The 5,784-nt window shown below is 60.0% G+C and carries 3 protein-coding genes; 1 reads left to right on the forward strand and 2 read right to left on the reverse strand.

The window, feature by feature from the left end; translation table 11 throughout:
* Positions 1-304: 304 nt before the first annotated feature.
* A complete protein-coding gene (locus WCA53_RS12485) occupies positions 305-2,659 on the forward strand; it encodes a bifunctional diguanylate cyclase/phosphodiesterase (RefSeq protein WP_423910131.1) in 2,355 nt (784 codons plus the stop codon).
* Between the two features lie 103 nt (positions 2,660-2,762).
* On the opposite strand, the gene WCA53_RS12490 is transcribed toward WCA53_RS12485, so the two are convergent.
* Positions 2,763-3,221, reverse strand: a complete 459-nt coding sequence (locus WCA53_RS12490) for a CopD family protein (protein WP_423910134.1) — start codon at positions 3,219-3,221, stop codon at positions 2,763-2,765.
* A 224-nt stretch (positions 3,222-3,445) separates the two neighbouring features.
* A complete protein-coding gene (parC, locus tag WCA53_RS12495) occupies positions 3,446-5,758 on the reverse strand; it encodes a DNA topoisomerase IV subunit A (protein WP_423910137.1) in 2,313 nt (770 codons plus the stop codon).
* Positions 5,759-5,784: the final 26 nt, after the last annotated feature.

The raw sequence follows: 5,784 nt of genomic DNA on the forward strand, positions 1-5,784 counted from the left end.
GCGTATACCTGACCCGCCTTAGAACCGCGCTCCGCTTCCTTAATCGGATCACCTTCAGTAATATCTGTGCAGCTACGCACCGCACTGGCTTCGGTCCGCAGACCAAGGCGAATCCCGTGCCCTGTCGCCTAAGAACGCCTGACTTGCCCGGAAGCATCGCCCAGCGTGTGGGCCATCGGTCGCGCACTGAAACGATACCCAAACTCACTGGTGTTGTGCCGGACACGAGACCGGCGCAACGCCTCACGCAGTCCACGGATCGACCGAGCCCATGAATCGATCACGGCCCCAAGCGCCACGCGAGATGAAACTCGCGAATCTGCCACGCAGGCGTCGAGCGCTGCTCGCCATTCCTGCGCTGGGGGCGCTTGTGCTGGTGCTGCTGTGGACGGTCATTTTTGCGCGCCTGTCCGTTGAACGGGACGCCGCCCAACACGAATCGATGGCATCGGCGGCGATCCTGTCTTCCGCCCTGGAACAGCACACAGTCAAGGCGATTCACCAGGTCGACCAGATCACCCGCTTCGTCAAATACGAATTCGAAAATACCCGCGGACAATTCGACCTGGCGCGCACCGTCGAACGCGGCGTGGTGCAAAGCGACACGCTCGTACAGGTTGCGATCATCGATGAAAACGGCCGGCTGCTCGCGACGACGGCAGAATCAAATCCGAAACCCGTCGATCTCTCCGACCGCGAGCATTTCAAGGTTCACGCGCTCTCCAACGACGACTTGCTTTACATCAGCAAGCCTGTCCTCGGCCGAGTGTCCAGGCAATGGACGCTACAGATCACGCGTCGCATGAATCATCCCGATGGCACGTTCGCGGGCGTGGTCGTGGTGTCGGAGGACCCAAGCTATTTCACCAGCGATTTCTACAACGTGGCGTCGATCGGACGCGAGGGCGTGATCGCCGTCGTTTCGGATAACGGCTCGGTCATTGCACGCAGCACCGGTCAAGCCACGGCGCCGCGCCCGGCGGACGATGCAGGCAAAAGTGGCAGGACCAGCGGCGCGTTCTCGGCAACCGGCGTGTATCCCACCTCCGAGCATGCGTCGGGAATCTATGTCGATCCAATCGATCACGTGAAGCGCATCGTGTCGTACCGGCATCTCGACGGGTATCCGCTCGGCGTGATCGTAGGGCTGTCGCAAAACGAAGAGTTCGCCGATTTCAACCATACGCGGCGCGTGTACCTGCTGATGGCGACCTTCATCTCGCTCGCCATGCTCGGCTTCTTCGCGGTGGCGACTGGACTGATCAGCAAGCTGCTCGGCCGCGAGCGCGAAATGACGCATCTTGTCGAATACGATTTGCTGACCGGCTTGCGCAACCGCTATTCCACGCTGCAGTCGCTGCGCAATGACGTCGCGCTGCGGGAAAATGTCGGCCATCTCGCGCTGCTTTTCATCGACCTCGATAATTTCAAAACGGTGAACGACACGCTCGGCCATAACGCCGGCGACATCGTGCTGCAAATGACGGCGTCGCGTCTTTCCGAGACGGTCGGCAACAAGGGCACGTTGTCGCGCATCGGCGGCGACGAATTTGTCGCGGTGGTCAAAGGCGAGGACGTCGAACGGCAGTCTGTCGACATGGCCGAAGCAATCGCGCACATGTTCCTCACGCCATTCGATGTTCGCGGCAGCGCGTTCGTGCTGCATGCGAGCATTGGTATCGCGTTGTATTCGGCTGCGAGTGAAAGCGAGATCGACTTATTGAAGAAGGCCGATCTCGCGATGTACAGCGCGAAGGATGCCGGCAAGAATTGCTATCAGTTTTATTCGCCGCAATTGGCGCATCGCGCGGATCACTTGATGAAGTGGGAGCAACAATTGCGGGTCGCGCTCGCCGAGAATCAACTGTTTCTCACCTATCAACCGAAAGTCGATCTGGCTCGCCGATGCATCACCGGGTTTGAAGCGCTTGCTCGATGGAATCATCCGCAGCATGGGCTGATTCCCGCAACCGAGTTCATTCCAGTCGCAGAGTCGACGGGGCTGATCGTACCCATCGGCGATTTCGTGATTCACACGGCTTGCCGGCAGTTGGCCATCTGGCAGGCGCAGGGTTACGACGGGTTATCGCTCGCAGTGAACATTTCCGCCGTGCAATTCTGGCGTGGCGATTTGTTCGAGACAGTCGCGACGGCGATTCGCGAGAACGGAATTGCTGCCGGCAAGCTCGAACTCGAAATCACCGAAACCGTGATGATGGAGTTTCCCGATCTCGTCGCTGAGAAAATTACGGCGTTGAAGCGGCTCGGCGTTCGGATTGCACTCGACGATTTCGGGACAGGATATTCGTCGTTGTCTTACCTGAATCGGTTTGCCGTCGATACGCTCAAGGTCGATCGCTCCTTTATCCAGGCCATACCGCACGATCGCAGTGTGTGCGTGATGGTTTCGGCGATAGTCAATCTGGCGCGGTCGCTGGGGTTGACCGTGGTCGTGGAAGGGACCGAGACGGACGAGCAGATTGCGTGGCTTTCGCGGCTTGGGCCTATCGAGGCTCAAGGGTTCCTGTTTTCTCGTCCTGTGCCGGCTGAAGGTGTGCAGGCACTGCTCGATCGGTTCGGCGTTTGCTCTTTCGATATTCTGGCTGAGGTCACGCCGGGCGATGCGGATTTGCGCGAAGCGCAGTCCCGGGCTTTTTGAGGCGGTGGAGGATGTTGTCTTGATCGGGGCTGTTTAGGAGCCTGAGTCTACGTCCCAGGCTCGGCCACATGTTCCGGCATGAGAACTTGCTTCTCAAATCAAATCAAATGCCCCGCGATAACGCCGCCACACCCACCGTTACTACGCCCAGCACAATATTGAGCAAGACCAATCTCCTGATCGTGCCTACCGCCCGCGCGCCATCCGGCCAGTTCTGCGCCTGAACGGCACGGCGAATCCTCGGGAATACGGCAAACCGGATATGCCCGAAAATCAACATCATCACGATTCCCAATCCAGCCATCGCGTGCAACGGCCAGATCGCATGACCCCCGCCATATTGCGTCAACAAGAAACCGCCCGTCAGCAGGATCACCAGCACCGACGCCGCCACCCAATTGAAAAAGCGGCCAAAGACAGACTCCCATAACGGCAAACGCAATTGCGGCGATAAATCCGCTATGGCGGGCCGCAAGCAAAAATGCGCAAATACCATCCCGCCTATCCAGACCGCCACGGCCAGGAAATGCAGGAACAACGCCACTTCAATCGCCTTATTCATCAAGTTTTCCATTGGAGGTCATGTATCAATGCTACGCAGCGTGAGTCGCGTGCAGCCGGCGCGCGCAGCCAATTGCCCGCCATTCGACTTGATCCCGTTAGTCGGGTTCAAGTTTATTCATAATATCGAAACGGGTCGCGGAATAGCGCAGGCAAATAGGCGAACGCCCCGGGCTCATACCGCAAACCCAGGGCGTCAGTTCCACCTTCCCGCCTTCCGCAGCTTTATCCCTCGAATACCGGCCGCAGGTCCGTCACCTTGATCGTCGATTCCGGCGCCTTACCCTTGCGCGCGCGCTTGCCGACATGCGCTTCGAGCCCCGCGCCCGCCAGCTTCTCGTCACGTGGTTTGCCACCGCGCCCGGTGCCGATCAGGATGACGCCACGCGCATCGATAGCCAGCGCCTGCCGCAACGTCTCCTTCGGATCGAGCGCCAGCAAAATGACGCCGCGCCCGCCGCCCGACAAGGTCTTCATCTCGTCGATACCGAACACCAGCAGGCGTCCATTGCTCGACAAGCATGCAACCTGCGTCGCGTTCGGCACGATCGGCATGGGTGCGAGCGGCGCCGCGCCTTCATCGATCGTCATGAACGACTTGCCCGCCTTCACGCGGCTCACCATGTCGCCGAGCTTGGCGATGAAGCCAAAGCCGTTACTCGATGCCAGTACCAACGCCTGGTCTGCCGCCGCCGCGAAGTAGTGCAGCAAATGCGATCCCGATTCGAGTTCGATCAGCGATGTAACCGGCACGCCGTCCCCACGGCCGCCCGGCAGCACCGCGACAGGAACGGAATACACGCGCCCGTTGCTGCCCCACGCAATCATCACGTCCGGGGTGCGCGCCAGGAAGGCGGCGTAGAGGCCATCGCCTGCTTTGAACTGGAAGCTCGCCGGATCGAGGCCATGCCCCTTCAACGCGCGTACCCAGCCCTTCTGCGACACCACCACCGTCACCGGCTCGTCGACTACGCGGACCTCGAAAATCGCGCGCTTTTCCGCCTGGATCAGCGTGCGGCGATCATCGCCGTACTGCTTTGCATCGGCTTCAATTTCCTTGATGAGCAAGCGCTTCATTGATGCGTCGCTGTTGAGCAACTCTTCGAGCTTCGCCTTTTCGCTGCGCAAGTCCTTGAGTTCCTGCTCGATCTTGATCGCTTCGAGCCGTGCAAGCTGGCGCAAGCGAATCTCGAGAATGTCCTCGGCCTGCCGGTCGCTGAGCTTGAATGTGTCCATCAGCGCCTGCTTCGGTTCGTCGGCTTCCCGAATGACGCGGATGACTTCGTCGATATTCAGAAAGACGATCATCCGCCCTTCAAGAATATGAATCCGGTCGTTGACCTTGCCCAGCCGATGCTGCGTGCGTCGCGTGACGGTCGTAAAACGGAAGCCGACCCATTCGCGCAAGATTTCGCCGATACCCTTTTGACGCGGCCGTCCATCGGCGCCGATCATCACGAGGTTGATCGGCGCATTCGATTCGAGACTCGTATGCGCGAGCAGCGAATTCACAAATTCAGTCTGGTCGATACGGCTCGACTTCGGCTCGAACACAAGCCGCACGGGCGCGTCCCTGCCCGATTCGTCGCGCACTGTGTCGAGAAGGGCCAGCAAGGTCTGTTTCGTCTGCAACTGATCCGCCGACAACGCTTTCTTGCCGAGCTTGATCTTGGGATTGGTGAGCTCCTCGATTTCCTCGAGTACTTTTTGACCCGACGCGTTCGGCGGCAGCTCGGTAATCACGAGCTGCCACTGCCCGCGCGCCATGTCCTCGATCTTCCAGCGCGCCCGCACTTTCAGGCTACCGCGGCCCGTTTCATAAGCCGCCGCAATCTCGGCCTGACTGGAAATAATCTGGCCGCCGCCCGGGAAATCAGGGCCGGGAATCAAGTCGGCAAGCGCCGCGTGATCGATCTTCGGATCGCGGATCATGGCGACCGCCGCAGCCGCGACTTCACGCAGGTTATGCGACGGGACTTCGGTCGCCATCCCGACCGCGATGCCCGATGCGCCGTTCAGCAGCAGGAACGGCAAACGCGCCGGCAAGAGCTTGGGTTCCTGGAACGAGCCGTCATAGTTCGGCATGAAATCGACGGTGCCCATGTCAATCTCATCCATCAGCAACTTGGCGATGGGCGTAAGTCGCGCTTCCGTGTATCGCATGGCCGCGGCGCCGTCGCCGTCGCGCGAACCGAAATTGCCCTGACCGTCGATCAGCGGATAGCGCATCGAAAACGCCTGCGCCAGGCGCACGAGGGCGTCATAGGCCGACTGATCCCCGTGCGGATGGTATTTACCCAGCACGTCACCCACCACCCGAGCCGATTTCACCGGCTTGGCGTTGTTGGCGAGGCCCATCTCGTTCATCGCGAACAGGATGCGGCGTTGCACGGGCTTCTGGCCGTCGGAAACATCGGGCAGCGCCCGGCCTTTGACCACGCTCACCGCATAGTCGAGATACGCGCGCTCGGCGTAATCGCCAAGCGTCAGTTTTTCGCCTTCGGGCGCGGCTTCTTGGTCCGCGAAGAGATCGTCCATCAGATTTCCAGTGTTATGCGTTGACG

The organism is Caballeronia sp. (assembly GCF_049581465.1).
Classification (GTDB): domain Bacteria; phylum Pseudomonadota; class Gammaproteobacteria; order Burkholderiales; family Burkholderiaceae; genus Caballeronia.

Excerpts from the sequence above, each read along its gene's own strand:
- WCA53_RS12490 (WP_423910134.1), bottom strand. The coding sequence starts at position 3,221 with ATGAATAAGGCGATTGAAGTGGCGTTGTTCCTGCATTTCCTGGCCGTG.
- parC (WP_423910137.1), bottom strand. The coding sequence starts at position 5,758 with ATGGACGATCTCTTCGCGGACCAAGAAGCCGCGCCCGAAGGCGAAAAA.
- WCA53_RS12485 (WP_423910131.1), top strand. The coding sequence starts at position 305 with ATGAAACTCGCGAATCTGCCACGCAGGCGTCGAGCGCTGCTCGCCATT.